Origin of the sequence: Aquamicrobium segne, from assembly GCF_042656785.1 — a bacterium.
Taxonomy (GTDB): Bacteria; Pseudomonadota; Alphaproteobacteria; order Rhizobiales; family Rhizobiaceae; genus Mesorhizobium; species Mesorhizobium segne.
In genome coordinates this window covers 156,182-171,536 of sequence record NZ_JBHSLL010000025.1, presented here as the reverse complement: position 1 = coordinate 171,536, position 15,355 = coordinate 156,182, and the positions used below count along the sequence as shown (strand labels likewise).

General features: G+C 55.7%; 13 protein-coding genes and 1 tRNA gene. 11 read left to right on the top strand and 3 right to left on the bottom strand.

The features are described from left to right. Positions 1–87: 87 nt before the first annotated feature. The 5 genes from obgE (at position 88) to ACFPLB_RS09455 (ending at position 4,576) form a co-directional block, all read left to right on the top strand. Complete coding sequence (gene obgE / locus ACFPLB_RS09475) at positions 88–1,128, top strand: GTPase ObgE (protein WP_378229102.1); 1,041 nt, start codon at positions 88–90, stop codon at positions 1,126–1,128. A 4-nt stretch (positions 1,129–1,132) separates the two neighbouring features. Then, positions 1,133–2,266 (top strand): glutamate 5-kinase, encoded by a 1,134-nt coding sequence (gene proB / locus ACFPLB_RS09470; RefSeq protein WP_378229101.1) that lies wholly within the window; start codon positions 1,133–1,135, stop codon positions 2,264–2,266. A 23-nt stretch (positions 2,267–2,289) separates the two neighbouring features. Next, a complete protein-coding gene (locus tag ACFPLB_RS09465; RefSeq protein ID WP_378229100.1) occupies positions 2,290–3,576 on the top strand; it encodes a glutamate-5-semialdehyde dehydrogenase in 1,287 nt (428 codons plus the stop codon). A gap of 88 nt (positions 3,577–3,664) precedes the next feature. Then, on the top strand, positions 3,665–4,264 hold the full coding sequence (locus tag ACFPLB_RS09460; RefSeq protein ID WP_378229219.1) for a nicotinate-nucleotide adenylyltransferase: 600 nt from the start codon (positions 3,665–3,667) through the stop codon (positions 4,262–4,264). Between the two features lie 237 nt (positions 4,265–4,501). Further along, a tRNA-Glu gene (locus ACFPLB_RS09455) sits at positions 4,502–4,576 on the top strand. 234 nt (positions 4,577–4,810) lie between these two features. On the opposite strand, the gene ACFPLB_RS09450 is transcribed toward ACFPLB_RS09455, so the two are convergent. The 3 genes from ACFPLB_RS09450 to ACFPLB_RS09440 form a co-directional block, all read right to left on the bottom strand. Then, positions 4,811–5,977, bottom strand: a complete 1,167-nt coding sequence (locus tag ACFPLB_RS09450; protein WP_378229099.1) for a mandelate racemase/muconate lactonizing enzyme family protein — start codon at positions 5,975–5,977, stop codon at positions 4,811–4,813. A 163-nt stretch (positions 5,978–6,140) separates the two neighbouring features. Then, complete coding sequence (locus ACFPLB_RS09445; RefSeq protein ID WP_378229098.1) at positions 6,141–7,034, bottom strand: LysR family transcriptional regulator; 894 nt, start codon at positions 7,032–7,034, stop codon at positions 6,141–6,143. 59 nt (positions 7,035–7,093) lie between these two features. Beyond that, positions 7,094–8,017 (bottom strand): D-2-hydroxyacid dehydrogenase, encoded by a 924-nt coding sequence (locus ACFPLB_RS09440; RefSeq protein WP_378229097.1) that lies wholly within the window; start codon positions 8,015–8,017, stop codon positions 7,094–7,096. A gap of 347 nt (positions 8,018–8,364) precedes the next feature. Here ACFPLB_RS09440 and ACFPLB_RS09435 point away from each other — a divergent pair, with 347 nt between their 5' ends. From ACFPLB_RS09435 to ACFPLB_RS09410, 6 genes are all read left to right on the top strand, one after another. Then, positions 8,365–9,471 (top strand): LLM class flavin-dependent oxidoreductase, encoded by a 1,107-nt coding sequence (locus ACFPLB_RS09435; RefSeq protein WP_378229096.1) that lies wholly within the window; start codon positions 8,365–8,367, stop codon positions 9,469–9,471. Positions 9,472–9,573: 102 nt separating this feature from the next. Continuing rightward, the gene (locus ACFPLB_RS09430; RefSeq protein ID WP_378229095.1) at positions 9,574–10,749 is read left to right on the top strand and encodes an ABC transporter substrate-binding protein; all 1,176 of its coding nucleotides are present in this window, start codon (positions 9,574–9,576) and stop codon (positions 10,747–10,749) included. A 183-nt stretch (positions 10,750–10,932) separates the two neighbouring features. Next, complete coding sequence (locus ACFPLB_RS09425; RefSeq protein ID WP_378229094.1) at positions 10,933–11,850, top strand: ABC transporter permease; 918 nt, start codon at positions 10,933–10,935, stop codon at positions 11,848–11,850. Positions 11,851–11,855: 5 nt separating this feature from the next. Then, positions 11,856–12,644, top strand: a complete 789-nt coding sequence (locus ACFPLB_RS09420; RefSeq protein ID WP_378229093.1) for an ABC transporter permease — start codon at positions 11,856–11,858, stop codon at positions 12,642–12,644. A 9-nt stretch (positions 12,645–12,653) separates the two neighbouring features. Continuing rightward, positions 12,654–13,733 carry an ABC transporter ATP-binding protein gene (locus tag ACFPLB_RS09415; protein ID WP_378229092.1) on the top strand — a complete coding sequence of 360 codons (1,080 nt, stop codon included), beginning with the start codon at positions 12,654–12,656 and terminating at the stop codon, positions 13,731–13,733. 23 nt (positions 13,734–13,756) lie between these two features. Further along, positions 13,757–15,349, top strand: a complete 1,593-nt coding sequence (locus ACFPLB_RS09410; RefSeq protein WP_378229091.1) for a GMC family oxidoreductase — start codon at positions 13,757–13,759, stop codon at positions 15,347–15,349. Positions 15,350–15,355 lie beyond the last annotated feature (6 nt).

Below are 15,355 nucleotides of genomic sequence, written 5' to 3'. Positions count from 1 at the left end.
AAGTATGAGCGCCCTCGCGCTTTGTCGTCTCATGGGGTAGTGAAGACGCTCTCATAAAGCCAACAGCAGCAAAAGCAGCATAATTCGATGAAGTTTCTTGATCAGGCCAAGGTTCATATACGCTCCGGTGCTGGCGGCTCCGGCGCGGTCTCGTTTCGCCGTGAAAAATTCATCGAATTTGGCGGCCCTGACGGGGGCGATGGCGGCCGTGGCGGCGATGTCTGGGTTGAGGTGGTGGATGGCCTCAACACGCTGATTGACTATCGCTATCAGCAGCATTTCAGGGCGCAGACAGGCATCCATGGCATGGGGCGCAATCGCACCGGGGCAAAGGGGGCGGATGTTGTGCTGCGTGTGCCTGCCGGAACGCAAATTTTTGAAGATGACAATGAGACGCTGATTTGTGATCTGACCGAATCCGGCCAGCGCTACCTGCTTGCCAAAGGTGGCAATGGCGGCTTTGGCAATCAGCATTTCAAGACCTCGACCAATCAGGCCCCGCGCCGTGCCAATCCGGGTCTGGAAGGCGTGGAGAAAAGCATCTGGCTGCGGCTGAAGCTGATTGCTGATGCCGGGCTGGTGGGGCTGCCCAATGCTGGCAAATCCACTTTTCTGGCCACGGTTACTGCAGCAAAGCCAAAGATTGCCGATTATCCCTTCACCACGCTGCATCCGGGGCTGGGGGTCGCCCGTATTGATGCGCGTGAATTTGTGATTGCCGATATTCCGGGTCTGATTGAAGGCGCGCATGAGGGGGTGGGGATCGGAGATCGTTTTCTGGGCCATGTGGAGCGCACGCGCGTGCTTTTGCATCTGGTTTCAGCACAGGAAGAAAATCCCGGTGAAGCCTATAAAACGGTGCGCGGCGAGTTGGAAGCCTATGGCAATGGCCTTGCCAGCAAGCCAGAGATTTTGGCCCTTGCGCAAGCTGATACGGTCGATGCAGATGAGCGTAAGGCAAAGCTTGCCGAATTGAAGGAAGCCTCCGGCAAAACACCGCTTTTATTATCAGCGGCAACCGGTGAGGGTGTAGAAACGACGCTGCGTGCGCTTATTGCTGTGGTTGAGGAAGCCCGCAAGGCGGAAGCACCGACAGATGATGATGTTGACGATCGCTGGAAGCTCTGATTGCATGAATGCTTTATCGCTGAAAAACTATCGGCGCATCACGGTCAAGATCGGCTCAGCCTTGCTGGTTGACCGCAAGACAGGATTGAAGCGCGACTGGCTGGCCTCGCTGGCGGATGATATTGGCGCATTGGCGGCAAATGGCGCAGAAATTCTGGTGGTCTCGTCAGGCGCGATTGCACTTGGTCGCACCATGCTGGGGCTGGAGCGCAAGGCCTTGAAGCTGGAGGAAAGTCAGGCTGCCGCCGCCGTTGGCCAGATCGCGCTTGCCGGAGCCTGGGCGCAGGCTCTGGGGCAGCATAGACTGACTTCGGGGCAGATTTTGCTCACCCTTGGCGATACCGAGGAGCGGCGGCGCTATCTGAACGCCCGCGCCACCATCTCGACCTTGCTCAAGATGAAGGCGGTGCCGGTCATCAATGAAAATGATACGGTTGCCACATCTGAAATCCGCTATGGCGATAATGACCGGCTGGCGGCGCGGGTTGCGACCATGATGGGCGCAGATCTTCTGGTGCTGCTGTCTGATATAGACGGGCTTTATACGGCGCCACCGGTACAGGACCCGAAGGCGAAATTCATTCCCGTGGTTGAACGCATTACCCCCGATATTGAAGCCATGGCAGGAGCAGCCGCTTCAGAACTGTCGCGGGGCGGGATGCGCACCAAACTTGATGCAGGTAAAATTGCAACGGGGGCGGGGGCAGCCATGATTATTACGGACGGCACCCGTCAGTCGCCCTTGCTGGCCATTGAGCGCGGCGAGCGCGCCACCTTGTTTTTGCCCGGCAGACATCCGGTCAAGGGTTACAAGACGTGGATTGCCGGGCAGCTTGAGCCTGCGGGGCAGTTGAGCGTTGATGAGGGGGCAGTCAAGGCACTGCTATCGGGAAAATCGCTGCTGCCAGCCGGTGTGCGGCAAGTGACCGGCAATTTTTCACGCGGTGATACGGTAGCCATTCTGGCGCCCGGCAATCGCGAGATTGCGCGTGGTCTGGTTGCTTATGACGCTGCCGATGCCGTAAGAATTGCAGGGCTGAAGACGACAGAGATCGAAGCCGTGCTTGGCTATGAGGCCCGTTCTGCCATGATCCACCGTGATGATCTGGTGGTGAATGGCAATGGTATCGAAATTTAACCGGCTCTGGTGGAGTTGCGGATATGCTGAATGAGAATAAAAACACCGGGCAGGATACGGTTTTGCTGATGAGCGAAATCGGTGGTAAAGCGCGCAAGGCTGCAAGGCCACTGGCTGTTGCCAGTGCTGAGCGCAAACATGCCGCGCTGGTGGCCATGGCTTCTGCCATTACCCGGCGCGAACAGGAAATTCTGATCGCCAATGCGCTTGATATGGTCAATGGCGAGGAGGCAGGCCTGTCTGCGGCCATGCTTGACCGGCTCAAACTTGATACGCAGCGCATCCGTGCCATTGCCGATGGTATCCGTGCCATTGCCGATTTGCGCGATCCGGTGGGCGATGTGATCGCCGAATGGGACCGCCCCAATGGGCTGCATATCGAGCGGGTGCGCACGCCGCTTGGCGTTATCGGCGTCATTTATGAAAGCCGGCCAAATGTAACCGCTGATGCCGGTGCGCTTTGCCTCAAGGCAGGCAATGCGGTAATTTTGCGTGGTGGCTCGGATTCACTTAATTCCTCCCGCGCAATTCATGCCTGCCTGGTGGAGGGGCTGGAGGCGGCAGGCCTGCCGCGTGACGCCATTCAACTGGTTCCGGTCAGTGACCGCGCAGCCGTTGGTGAAATGCTCAAAGGGCTTGGTGGCAATGTTGATGTGATTATTCCGCGTGGTGGCCGCAGTCTGGTTGAGCGCGTGCAAACAGAAGCGCGGGTGCCTGTCTTTGCCCATCTGGAAGGCATTTGTCATCTTTATGTCGATAAATCGGCCAATCTCGACATGGCGGCAAAGCTGGCCGTGAATGCCAAGATGCGCCGTACCGGGATTTGTGGCGCTGCCGAGACCTTGCTGGTTGATCGGGCTGTCGCCGAGACCCATCTTGTGCCGGTTCTGGAAGCCTTGCGCGATGCGGGCTGCGCAATTCGGGCTGATGACGAGGTGCGCAGCATTTTTAATGATGCTGCACCAGCCTCAGAGGAAGACTGGGCCACTGAATATCTTGACGCCATTATTTCGGTTAAGCTGGTGGATGGGGTGGCCGGGGCTGTGGCGCATATCGAGACCTATTCCTCGCATCACACCGAGGCCATTGTGGCTGAGGATGTCGCAGCCGTTGAGATGTTTTTCAACGAGATTGATTCCGCAATTTTGTTGCACAATGCTTCGACCCAGTTTGCCGATGGTGGTGAATTTGGCATGGGGGCCGAGATCGGCATCGCCACCGGCAAGATGCATGCACGCGGACCGGTCGGCGTTGAACAACTGACTTCCTTCAAATACCGGGTGCACGGGGCAGGGCAGATGCGGCCTTGAGCCTTGCAATCGGGCTTTATCCTTGATCCGGTTTTGAAAGGAGGCGCAAAGCATGTTTGAACAGCCGGTTTCGCCTGCTTTTTTGCGTATGCCTCATGTTGAAAAGGGGATGCAGGTGGGGCTGTTTGGCGGCTCGTTCAATCCGCCCCATGCCGGTCATGTTCTGGTTGCAGATATTGCTCTGCGCCGCTTGGCGCTCGATCAGATCTGGTGGATGGTGACGCCGGGCAATCCGCTTAAAAACACGCGCGAACTTGCACCGCTTGGCGTCCGTATTCAGAACTCGCAAGACATCACGCCAGATCCGCGGATCAAGGTCACAGCGTTTGAGGCTGCCTACCGGGTGCGTTATACGGCTGATACGCTTGCGCTGATCCGGGCACGCAATCCCGGTGTTGATTTTGTGTGGATCATGGGGGCCGACAGCCTGCGCGATTTTCATAATTGGGAGCGCTGGCGTGAAATTATGCTGACCTTTCCGGTTGCCATCATTGACCGGCCGGGTGCGACGCTTTCTTTCCTGTCATCGCTTGCGGCCAAAACTTTTGATTATGCGCGCATAGACGAGGCGGATGCTTCACGCCTTGCCCGTATGAAAGCGCCAGCCTGGACCTTTATTCATGGCCCGCGTTCCGCGCTTTCCTCTACTGAAATCCGCAAGCAACAGTCTGTTGCCAGACAAGGCTGATCGTTTGCCAAAGCATTTTGTGCCTAAAGCGTGTCGCAATCTTTCAGATTCACGCAACCCGCTTTAAGCCTTTATTTTTACGCATGTCTTTATCCCGAAACTGGTTCTTAAGTTCGGGAGACAGGCTTTAGAGATGTCTTTATCTGAGGCAAGCACAATGCTCTAAAACCTTTCGGTAAACACGATTGCTCCTGTTGCTTTTTGTGATTTGCCAGCCTATATGGCGAGCCTTGGTTCGCGCCCATCGTCTAGCGGTCAGGACGGCGCCCTCTCACGGCGCAAACAGGGGTTCGATTCCCCTTGGGCGTACCACTCCCGAACAAAAGAGAGAACTGCGGGTGGATTGGTTTTCAATCCTTGAGTTGCAGCTTTTGTCAGCAGCCTGCGTGAGCCTCTGATACGGATTTCCTTATCCTGCACAACGAACCCATGCTGCAGGATCAGGAAGGCTTATATGAGCAAAGGTAATTTCAGCAATGAGTTCAAGCGGGACGCGGGTCTTCATTTTCCCGCGCCACAAGATTGCAACTATAGATCAATCCGTTGTTATGCCGTCTCTTTAAGATAGTCGTAGCAGCAATATGGCTTCAGGCGCTCTGCATCCACTTCTATGCCCAGGCCCGGATCGGTTCCCACCTCCAGGAAACCATTTTTGATACGATCTTCCGGCGGGTTCTTGAGTACCTGCACATAGCCCTGGGATTCGGGAAGGTAGGGATAGATTTCAAGATCCATTGCATTGGCGCAAGCCGCCCATACCTGAAGCGTTGCTGCCGTGCACAGCGACGAGGCGCAGTTGTGAGGTGATATGCGCGCATTATAGGCTTCGGCCATTGCAGCAATCTGCACAAACTCGAACACGCCGCCACAATTGCCGACATCGGGCATGACCACATCAATTGCCCCGGTATCCAGAAGGTTTTTGAACCCGTTACGGGTGTAGACACGCTCGCCAGCGGCAATCGGGAACTTGTAGCGCCCGGCAAGCTTGCGCAGGCCCGCCAGATTGTATGAATCCAGAGGCTCTTCAACCCAGGAAACCTTCAACTCCTCGCAAACATCCAGAATACGCACGAGTTGATCATTGTTCACGCCGCCTGACAGGTCGATAAGCAATTCGGCCTGATTGCCGACAACATCCTTGAGCTGCCGGATACGGTCGATGGCGCGTGCAAACTCTTCTGCAGACAGGCAACGGCGCTGGACATGGGTAAGTGTCCGGCCGGGTTGCTGTGTTGCAAGCGGATAGCATTTCAGCATCCTGTAGCCGTCCTTGAGGGGGCGCTCGGCTGCCTTGGCCCATTCGGTCGCATCATTGCAGTGGTAGTTCCAGCCATTTGCGTAAACTGGTGCGGTGCTGTTGAATGTGGCACCGAAGAAATCATAGACCGGAACACCAGCCGCCTTGCCCTTGATATCCCAAAGGGCTTGATCGATCGCGCTGACGGCTGCAAAGGCGATCGCACCGCCGCCCTTCGTCCAGAATGAATTATCGTAGATTGCATGATAGACATGGCGCGGATAGAGCGGATTTTCGCCCACCACCCTGTCTGCATAGTCGGCAATCATGCCGGCTGCGCCACGTGCGCCAAGACCGTAGGCTACAGCAGCTTCGCCCCAGCCGGAAACGCCTTCGTCGGTAATGACCTCGACGAGAACAGGCCGAACCCCGCCTGTAGGAATGCGATAGGCACGGATATTTGTTACGCGCATGTCAATATGCCTCCTGCCCGAGCCAGAGACCCGGACTTTGTCAATTCCAATCTGATCTTGTGCAACACTTTGCGGGCTTGGCCGCTGCCCTAATGCTATGTGTGTTATGGTGATGTTGGCGCAATCCGCGGCAGATGGCAAAATCGAACTTCTTATACCCGTATCAATTTGGCTTATGGGAATGAAGCGCCTTGCTGAGCGCCTCATAGCATTGATCGGCAACTTTTGAACGTTGCCTGTAGCGCGACCGGATCAGATAATATCGGGCGGGCCGCACATCAGTGATTGGATGATAATCGACGGCAAGAGAGTTGCAGGTCAGGGCCTGCATTGTCGAGCAGGTGATGCTGTCAACCACGGCAACACCCCCATGGAGCGCCGAAAAACAGGCCATTGGGAAATAGGCGGAAAATTCCACCCGGGGCGGGGGCAGTTGCGTACGGATTTCATGGGTTGTCCTGTTCTCCTCATAGAGGATCGAAATATCCATTCCGGTAAGGCTTTTGATTGAGACTTCACCTGCATTGCCAAGCAGGCCCTTGGGGCACACGGCATAGACAGGAATTTCAAAAACCTCGGCCTCAAACAGGGAGGAGCCGGTCAGGACTTCGATCCTGCCCTCATCGGTCAGCGCAATGTCGTGAAGCTGATTTTCCATCTCCGAAATGATTGCGTCCGAGGATGCAATCATCAGTCGCAATTGCTGCCCTTGCGAAGCAATTTTTGCAAGGGCTGCGGGAACAAGATGGTTTCCGGCATTGTTGGAAGAGATTATCGAAATGCGTGGAACTTCGACACGGGCAAGCTGACCGAACTGGTTGCGGATATCATTGATCTGCGACATGAGCGGGTTGATCTGCCCAAACAGAACGTCCGCCTCGGCACGTGGTGTGATCCTGCCTGCATGTCTGTCGAACAAAACAGTGCTTAGCTGATCTTCCAGAGTGGAAATGGTCATGCTTACTGCTGGCTGGGTCCGGCCAAGATTTTTGGCGGCCTTGGAGATGCTGCCGGTCAGCATGACCTGATAAAACGCCTCGATCTGATGATATTTCATGGTTAGCCTCCCTGCACGGCCCGGCTCCTGCGCCCTGTTACCCGCTTTTTCCCCTTCAATCAGTATCCGGCATCCGCATCGACGACATTTCTCAAAGGCTCTCCCCGAAGATCGCGACCTATATTGTCAGCAAAGATCGACAGGCAGCGATCAATATAGCCATCAGCATCGTCGCATGAGATGTGAGGAAAGATCATCAGCCTGGGAACATCCCAAAGCGGGCTGTCAGCCGGTAGTGGTTCCTGATCAAAGACATCCAGTGCCGCACCGCTCAACTGGCCCTCATGCAATGCCTGAACCAGAGCTTCATTGTCGACAACAGGACCCCGGCTGATATTGAAAAGGGAAGTGCCGGGCTTGAGCAGAGACAGGTGTCGTGCTCCGATCAGCCCTCTTGTCGAGGCAGTAAGCGGACAACAGACCACCAGGCAATCGGCGAGCCTGAGCGCCTTGTCGAGATCGGAGATGGCATAGGTTTCATCGGCCAGCTCTGTTGTCTGCCCTGAGCGTGTAACAGCGATAATGGTGGCTCCCAATGGATGAAGCCGCTCTGCAATGGCGCTTCCCAGCGCTCCGAACCCGACAAACACGATTGTTTTGGTCTCGATGCCGGTTGACAGGCGGTTGTCCCAGTGGTGGCGGCGCTGGTTGTGAATATGCCTTGGCACGCCTTCGCAAAGCATCAGCACGGTCATCAAGCCAAAGGCTCCGCCCTTGCGGGCGTGCACACCGCTGCTGTTGGTCAATATGGCGTGCTCCGGCAGCCAGTTCAGCGGCAGGTATTTTTCTACACCCGCGCTGGTGCAGTGAATGATCCTCAGCGAGGCCCCATGCTGCCCAAGACGCGCCGTATCAAAACCGGAACCAATAAAATAACGGGCCTGACCAAGAGCTTTGAGATCGGGAGCATCAGCGCCGTGACAGTGGACATTGGCTGCGCCAGCAAGTGGGCCGAGAGCATCCAGCACCGATTGCTCCGTCACGAAATATGGAGATTCCGGCGGTAAGGCATTTTCCACATATACTGAAAAATTATTCACGTTTTATCTTTCTCGATCGGGTGCTTCTCATCATGTGCAGAAGCAATTTGCATGCCATACGCAATCACCTGAAAGACGGGTAAAGGCCCGTTCATCATGCTTCAGGATTCGTGTCTCAATCCTCATTCTCACCGGTAAATCTCATCCTTGAGACGAAAAGGGTTAAGTGAGACTCCAGGGAGATATATAATAAGTCATTGATAATAAATGATTTTGAAAACTGGCACGCAGATTGCTTTGCAGTTCAGGGAGGATCGGACAGGCCGATCTGCATTCAAGAGGAGACTGCAATGGACCTCGGTCTATTTATGATGCCGCTGCATGATCAGCGACGCAACTTCACCGAACTTCTGAAACAAGACCGGGAAGCTGTCATTCTCGCCGACCGTCTGGGCTTTGCTGAAGTCTGGGTTGGCGAGCATATCAGTTGCTCGTCTGAGCCGATCACCGACCCGTTGCAATTCTTCGGCACCCTGATCCATGCAACGAAGCAGATCAAGTTCGCCACCGGCGTGCTTAACCTGCCGCAGCATCACCCGGCGCGCCTTGCCGGCCAGATCGCTCAGTTCGACCACCTGTCTGAAGGTCGCTATATTATGGGCGTGGGGCCCGGTGGCCTGGTCACTGACATGGAGTTGTTCGGCACGCAGGAGAAAAATCGTGCCGAGATGACCACTGAATCGATCCGGATCATGCACGAAATCTGGTCGCAGGACCCGCCCTACAACATCAAGGGCAAATACTGGGATGTCGTCATCAAGGATACGCTTATTCCCAGCCTCGGTTTTGGTCCGATGCTGAAGCCTTATCAGCAGCCGTTTCCTGAGCTTGCCATCTCGGTCATGAGCCCGAATTCGGGCAGTGCCCGTCAGGCTGGCGAGAATGGCTGGAGCATCGTGTCGACGAATTTCACACCGGCCTCGAACGTGAAAACCCATTGGAACCAGTATGTCATTGGTTGCGAGAAGGCCGGCCGTCAACCGGATCGCAACAAGTGGCGCATCGCGCGCTCGCTGCTGGTTACCGACAGCGATCAGGAAGCAGAGGACTATCTGGCTGAAGAAGGAACATCCTATCGCTGGTATTATGACTATATTGTCGAGGACATGAAGGCTTTCAAGCTGATCGGCGTTCTCAAGCCGTCAATGCATACGCCTGATACGGATGTCACCATCGACAACTGCCTCGACTGGATGGTTATGTCCGGCTCGCCGCAGACCGTTCTCGACAAGCTTGTCGCTTTTGTCGATGAGGTCGGTGGTCCGTTCGGGTCCTTGATGATGACCCAGAAGGACTGGGATCGCCCGGCTCTTCACAAGCGCTCCATGGAACTGCTGGCAACCGATGTCATGCCCAAACTGCGCCAGCATGTGGGCACTCTTGCCGCCGCAGAATAAGCAAAATGTAAAAACCTGTCGCGCGGGATTTGAAGGCGCGCGACAGGAAACAAGAAACAGCATGGGAAACGATACTTCAATCTAGAAACCGGGAGATTTATTATGAAGTCTGAAGACCGCAAGACGCCTGCTCTCCAGCAGGCCCGCACTGCCGATCTCTTCAATGAGCTGATGCTTGGTCGTCGCAATTTTATGCTGGGTACTGCTGCTGTCGCCGCTGGTGCGACGCTTGGCGCCTGGGTTCCATCCGCACGGGCTGCGGTGGGCGGCAATCTGGAAGTGATGGCCTGGGAAGGCTACACGATGGAGCCGGAAACCGCGGAATGGCGCAAGGCAAACAATGTCACCATGCGCGCGGCCATCATGAGCAATCAGGACGACGTGACGGCAAAGATTGTCGGCAGTAATGCCGTGCGTCTCGATGTGGCTGAATATTCCAATGGCTATAATGCCATTTATGACGAATTAGGGGTTTTGACGGAACTCGATATCAGCAAGATCCCCAATTACAACAAGGAGGATATTTACCCTCCCTTTTATGAAGGCGATATGTGGTTCTGGGACGGCAAGACCTGGGCCATGCCGTGGGTCTGGGGCCTCGACACCATTGTCGTCAACCCGGCAATGATCGACTTTGAGGTTACGAGTTATGAGGATCTGCTTCGTCCTGAACTGACCGGAAAGCTCGCTTTTCTGGATAATCCGCTCACCGTATGGCCGCAAATCGCCAAAGTGACCGGATATGGAGAACAATTTCCAAATCTGACGCGGGATGAACTGGCGGACTGTTTTGAAAAGCTCAAGCCCTACCGGGACCAGACCAAGGTTTTTGCCACCTCCAATGGCGATGTGATCTCGCTGTTTGCCTCAGGCGAGATCGCCGCGTGCTTCTGCGTGTGGAGCGCCGTTCCGCTCGAAACCGCCAAGCAGAACGTCGAGACCGTCTCCATCTACCCCAAGGAAGGCGGCGCAGTTTGGGCTGATGCCTGGTTCATTCCCACGACCGTAGAAAATATCGATACGGCCCATGCCTTCATCAATCAGGCTCTGGAGCCTGAACTTCAGGCATCCATCGCCAAGACGGCCGTTGCCGCAGCGGTTTCCCGCAAGGCCCCGCCCTTGATGGATCCGGAGGCCAGGGCGCTGTTCGACTATGATAATTTCGACGAGCAGTTCAAGGCGATGAAGATCTATGGTCAGCCACCACGCACCTCGGATGAGTTTGCAACCTATGATGACTGGCTTCAGGTCTGGGCTGATTTCCGCGCAGGCTTTTGATGCAGGTGGCCGATACAAAGTGATTTTTGTGTCGGCCACAGAGCATTTTGCGAGCACAGACGGCACCGTCTGGCGTTGCATAAATGCGGCTAAACAATGAGATGGAGCCTTTCTTGTTTCGATAAAACACGAAAGGCTCCAGATCAGGTTTTGATGACGATATCAGGGAGGGGATGTGCGCTGATGGCAACGGTTACTGATTGTATAGACAAGAACATCACGGTTACGCCGCGTGCCGACCGGATCAGGCTTCCGGCCGGATTCGGCCTTGCAGCCCTGCCGTTTGTCTTTCTGCTCATCTTCTTCATCGCTCCGGTCATTCTTCTGTTTGTGACGAGTTTTTTTACCGCCCGTTCGTTCGTCATCGAACCGGTGTGGAATCTGGGCAATTATATAAGGATTTTTGAGGCGGCCGGTTTCTGGCGGGCAACCTGGGTCGGTATGCAGAACGGGTTTTTCACCGCCACGCTATCGGTGGTGCTCAGCTTTCCGGTTGCCTATTATCTTGCCTACAGGACCAGGAGCAATCTGATCATGTATCTTGTGCTGCTGTCCTGGTTTTCGAGCTATCTGGTGCGCGTCTATGCGTGGCGCACGATACTTGGCACCAATGGCGTGATCAATTCCCTGCTGATGGGCAGCGGCATCATTAATGAACCGCTTGAAGTCATCCTGTTCAGTCCGTTTGCCTCCGTCCTTACCCTCGTTCACATCATGCTGCCATTTTCCCTGTTGATTCTGGTCGCGTCCTTGCGTGACGTCAAACAGGATTATCTGGATGCGGCACGTGACCTTGGAGCCTCCCAGTTTAATGTCTTCACGAAGGTTATCCTGCCGATGGCCCATAAGGGGATTGTCGGCTCCTTCATGTTCACCTTCATCCTTGCTGCCGGTGACTACATCACGCCGCAGCTTTTAGGGGGGCGTGATGGCGTGACCAGCGGCCTGCTTATCGCCAACCAGTTTCGCAGTGCCGGCAACTGGCCCCTCGGTTCGTCCATGGCCTTCGTACTGCTGGCTGCTTTTGCCTGCGTCTATATTATTTTCACGCTGACGCTCAGGATCCTCAAACTTGCGCCGGGCCGGCGCTATCACGGGTGACTGTCATGCTCCGTGCCTATCTTTATGCCTATCTGTTCTTCCTGTTTGCGCCGATCGCAATCATCATCCTGTTCAGTTTTCACGACACTCCGGCACTAACCTTCCCAATTCAGGGGTTGAGCCTGCGCTGGTACGCAACATTGCTGTCGAAGACGGAGTTCGTAGCCTCGCTGCTGAACAGCCTCAAGGTCGGCTTTTTCGCAGCTATTGCCACGACCATTCTGGGCACGCTGGCGGCTCTGGCGCTGATCCGGATGAAACAAAAGTACAAGACTATTTTTGAGTGGCTTAACTTTGTTCCGATCGGCCTTCCCGGCCTTTTCATTGGTATTGCGCTGGTGACGCTTTATGCGCAGATCGGCCTGCCGCGCTCGCTCCTCACCATCACCATTGCTCATGTGTTGTGCACATTGCCCTTCTTTGTCGAGACAATGCGTTCGCGCATCAACTATTTCGATCCGTCGCTGGAAGAGGCTGCACGTGATCTTGGCGCATCGCAATTCCAGACCTTCCGGCTGGTGACGATCCCGATCCTGGCGCCGACGATTGTTGGTGCAGCCATTCTCGCCTTTGCGCTGTCTTTCGATGAATTCATCGTCACCATTTTCGTCAGCGGCAATGACACGACCTTGCCGCTCTACATCTGGTCAATGATGCGGCGCACGGTCGATCCATCCATCAATGCCGCAAGCGTTATTGCGCTGGCCTTGTCCATTGCCGTGCTGGCAGCGGGTGGCTTCACGCTGTGGCTGCAGAGAAAACGGGCTGTTGCGGCCCGTGACATGAATGAATAGGGGGACGCCATGTCAACGAATATTGTCGAGTTGAACAATATCACGAAATCCTTCGGAGATTTCAGGGCGCTGACCAATATCAATCTCAATGTCAGGCAGGGTGAGATTCTCACACTTCTGGGCCCAAGCGGCTGCGGCAAGTCCACGCTGATGAGGATCGTGGCCGGTTTTGAAAAGGCCACTTCGGGTGATGTGATCATTTCAGGCCAGGATGTTGGCAAGGCTCCGCCGGAAAAGCGGCCGGTGAATATGGTCTTTCAGCGTTACGCGCTGTTTCCGCATCTTGACGTCTTTGACAATGTGGCGTTCGGGCTGCGTTTGAAGGGTCTGCCGAAAGCTCGGATAAGCGAAGAAGTCACGCGCATGCTGGAGCTTGTGCAGCTTCAGGATTTCGCCAGCCGCTGGATCGGCGAGATCAGCGGCGGCCAGGCGCAGCGTGTTGCGCTTGCCCGTGCGCTCGTCAACAAGCCTTCCGTCCTGCTGCTCGACGAGCCATTGGCGGCGCTCGACCTCAAGATCCGTCACCATATGCTTGAGGAATTGAAGCGCATTCATACCGAGACGGGCACGACCTTTATCTATGTCACCCATGATCAGGACGAGGCCATGATCCTTTCCGACCGGGTGGTCCTGATAAATAAGGGTGAAATCGAACAGATCGGGACACCGGACGAGATGTACAGTGCTCCCAAGACATTGTTTTGCGCAAAATTCTTCGGTGATACGAACCTGCTTGATGGTCATGTGCAGAGCGCTGACAGCATCAGTGCCGTTGTAAACCTTCCCGTTGGAGCAACAAAAGTTGCGACCGGCAATCTGCATGAGGGCGCACCTGTCCATGTTTCGATCCGCCCGGAAGCAATCCGCATCGCCAGCGCCAATGGTGAGGCTGCCGACGCCAATCAGGCGATCGGGACCATCGAGGATGTCGTCTTTATCGGCAGCCGCGTGGTCTACAAGGTCCGCCACCAGAGCGGAACGCTCTTGAAATGCCAGGAACATCATGATGCTGCGGGCATCCGCTTCAGCGTTGGCAGCCCTGTCTCCCTAAGTTGGGACCCGGCCTCCGTCGTTGTTCTGGCCAATTGAAATATCGGGCACAAGGATTTCAAATGTACGATTACATTATTGTCGGTGGCGGGTCTGCCGGGTGCACGATTGCGTCACGGCTCAGCGAGAACCCGGACAGCAAGGTGCTGCTTCTGGAGCAGGGCGACCGTGACTGGAGCCCGTATATCCATCTGCCGGTCACCTATTATAAAACCTCGCAAAGCAACATGCTCACCCGCTACAGGCTGGAGCCCCAGCACCATCAGGGCGGGATCACGCCCGAATTCGTGCAGGGCCGCGTTCTGGGCGGCGGCAGTTCCGTCAATGCGATGGTTTATATGCGTGGCATTCCGCAGGACTATGACCAGTGGGAAGTCGATGGCTGTCAGGGGTGGGGCTACAAGGATGTGCTGCCCTATTTTCGAAAGGCGGAAAACAATGAACGCTTCTCTGGTGAGGTGCATGGGGTCGATGGCCCGCTCAGCGTTTCTGATCAGCGACACACGCATTATCTGACCAAGGCGTGGGTGCGGGCAGCCCAGGAACTGGGCATCAATTACAATCCCGATTTCAATTCTGGCGATCAGGCCGGTGTCGGCCTTTATCAGGTCACCATGAAGAACGGCCTGCGTTGCAGTGCGGCGGCGGCCTATCTGCGTCCTGCCCGCAAACGCAAGAACCTGACTGTCCAGACCCGCACAAAGGCGCTGCGCATACTCATCGAAAACAACCGTGCCACGGGAATTGAATATGTCCGCAAGGGGCAGGTGAAGCGCGCCATGGCCGCACAGGAAGTGATTGTCTGCTCAGGTGCAATCGGCTCGCCGCATCTCCTCATGCTTTCGGGCATCGGCCCGGCCGATCACCTTCGCGATGTCGGGGTCGATGTGAAGCACGATCTTCCCGGCGTTGGCCAGAACCTTCAGGACCATTTCGACATGTTCCTGATTTACGAACTGACCGGCGCTCACAGCTACGACAAATACAAGAAGCTGCGCTGGCAGGCTCTGGCTGGCCTTCAATATGCGCTGTTTCGCAACGGGCCGGTGACATCTAATGTCTGTGAGGGTGGCTTGTGCTGGTATGGAACTGAGGACGACAAGCTTCCCACCCTGCAATATCATTTTCTGCCCGGAGCAGGCGTTGAGGAAGGGTCGGATTCGACGCCCAGCGGCAATGGCTGCACGACGAATGTCTACCAGTCGCGCCCCCGTTCGCGTGGCTTCGTCAAGCTGCGCAGCACCGATCCCAATGTCTTTCCGATCGTGGACCCGCGCTATTGCGCGGAAGAATATGATGTTGAATGCCTCGCCGAAGGCGTTCGTATCGGCCAGGAAATCTTGCAGCAGAAATCGCTTTCCAAATATGTCTCTCACCCATACCGGCCCGGCAGCGTGCTCAAGACCAAAGCAGAACGGATGCAGTTTGTCCGCGAAACCGGGCAGGGCGCGCTCCACCCTTCCGGCGCCTGCAAGATGGGGAGCGACGACATGGCCGTGGTCGATACGCAATTAAGGGTTCGTGGCATTGACGGTTTGCGTGTCGCCGACACGTCGATCCTGCCGCGTGTGCCTTCGGGCAATCTCAATGCGCCGGCCATCATGGTGGGGGAGCGGGCGGCCGACTTTATTCGTGGCAATAAGGCATTTGCCTGATCGGGA

What these genes read in the sequence shown, in the direction of transcription:
- ACFPLB_RS09465 (WP_378229100.1), top strand. Translation starts at nt 2,290, where the DNA reads ATGCTGAATGAGAATAAAAACACCGGGCAGGATACGGTTTTGCTGATG.
- ACFPLB_RS09430 (WP_378229095.1), top strand. Translation starts at nt 9,574, where the DNA reads ATGAAGTCTGAAGACCGCAAGACGCCTGCTCTCCAGCAGGCCCGCACT.
- ACFPLB_RS09425 (WP_378229094.1), top strand. Translation starts at nt 10,933, where the DNA reads ATGGCAACGGTTACTGATTGTATAGACAAGAACATCACGGTTACGCCG.
- ACFPLB_RS09445 (WP_378229098.1), bottom strand. Translation starts at nt 7,034, where the DNA reads ATGAAATATCATCAGATCGAGGCGTTTTATCAGGTCATGCTGACCGGC.
- ACFPLB_RS09460 (WP_378229219.1), top strand. Translation starts at nt 3,665, where the DNA reads ATGCCTCATGTTGAAAAGGGGATGCAGGTGGGGCTGTTTGGCGGCTCG.
- ACFPLB_RS09420 (WP_378229093.1), top strand. Translation starts at nt 11,856, where the DNA reads ATGCTCCGTGCCTATCTTTATGCCTATCTGTTCTTCCTGTTTGCGCCG.
- ACFPLB_RS09450 (WP_378229099.1), bottom strand. Translation starts at nt 5,977, where the DNA reads ATGCGCGTAACAAATATCCGTGCCTATCGCATTCCTACAGGCGGGGTT.
- ACFPLB_RS09435 (WP_378229096.1), top strand. Translation starts at nt 8,365, where the DNA reads ATGGACCTCGGTCTATTTATGATGCCGCTGCATGATCAGCGACGCAAC.
- obgE (WP_378229102.1), top strand. Translation starts at nt 88, where the DNA reads ATGAAGTTTCTTGATCAGGCCAAGGTTCATATACGCTCCGGTGCTGGC.
- proB (WP_378229101.1), top strand. Translation starts at nt 1,133, where the DNA reads ATGAATGCTTTATCGCTGAAAAACTATCGGCGCATCACGGTCAAGATC.
- ACFPLB_RS09415 (WP_378229092.1), top strand. Translation starts at nt 12,654, where the DNA reads ATGTCAACGAATATTGTCGAGTTGAACAATATCACGAAATCCTTCGGA.
- ACFPLB_RS09410 (WP_378229091.1), top strand. Translation starts at nt 13,757, where the DNA reads ATGTACGATTACATTATTGTCGGTGGCGGGTCTGCCGGGTGCACGATT.